This window comes from Actinacidiphila oryziradicis (assembly GCF_005047355.1).
Lineage (GTDB): Bacteria > Actinomycetota > Actinomycetes > Streptomycetales > Streptomycetaceae > Actinacidiphila > Actinacidiphila oryziradicis.
Map to the genome: position 1 here is coordinate 1 of NZ_SUMC01000371.1, position 886 is coordinate 886.

At 64.0% G+C, this 886-nt stretch carries 1 protein-coding gene; it reads left to right on the plus strand.

Annotated features, from left to right (window positions below; all coding sequences use genetic code 11):
- Positions 1 to 385: 385 nt before the first annotated feature.
- Positions 386 to 772 carry an abortive infection family protein gene (locus FCI23_RS55960; protein ID WP_169317516.1) on the plus strand — a complete coding sequence of 129 codons (387 nt, stop codon included), beginning with the start codon at positions 386 to 388 and terminating at the stop codon, positions 770 to 772.
- Positions 773 to 886: the final 114 nt, after the last annotated feature.

Consider the following 886-nt stretch of genomic DNA (forward strand, 5'->3'; position numbering starts at 1 on the left):
CCAAACCCTTCACCTGGACCGCGACCGCCGACGAGATCCTCGCCAAGGTCCGACTCGTCCAGACCAACATCAAGAAACTCGTCGACAACAACGCGAAGTGACACAAACAGGATCACGAGACACTAGACGACGAACTGCGTTTGCATACCGCTCGCGTCGCCCGCCTGGTGGTGCACGCTGACTCCCTCACCGAGGCGTCCGGGATTCATGCCGAACTGGATCGGGTGGTCGTGTCCCGAGTGGTGTAAGCGATCATGCGCTTCTCGTTCCGGTACTCGACCCACGAGGCTCTCTGTGGCGAGCGCGACCTGCGAAGGGCGCAGGCCGGGCAGCGGGCATTCCCCGTCGGCGGCTACACCTGCCGCGACCTGGGAATTCAGGTCTGTTGATCGGCTACACCACGTGGCGGGACACCATCGATCGGGTGCGCAGGTTCGGTGCCGAGTACCCTGACGATGCCATCGGTGCGGCGAAGCAACTCATCGAAGCCACAGCCAAGTTCGTCCTCCTCAAACGCGGTCTGCCCGTCGATGAAAGCCTCAACCTGCCGGCTCTGATCAAGCAGGCCCAGCAGGCGCTCCAGTTGCATCCCGCCGCGCCGCCTGCCTCAACGCGCGGCGTCAGCCCGGACAATGCTGACAGCATCAAGCGGATCCTCGGCGCTCTGGCCTCTGCTGCGACCGGGGTCGCCGAGCTACGCAACCGATACGGCACCGGCCACGGAAGGCTGGCCGCACCGACAGGACTTGGCCCTCGGCATGCGGGAGTGTAAAACTAACGGCGGATCTGCCGATCAAGGAAGAGACGCCAAGTGACTGTGCAGAGTGTGGAGTTGAAGTCAATCGAGGCCGCTGGTCCGGCGGTGTCCGGAGGGGTGCCGGATGAC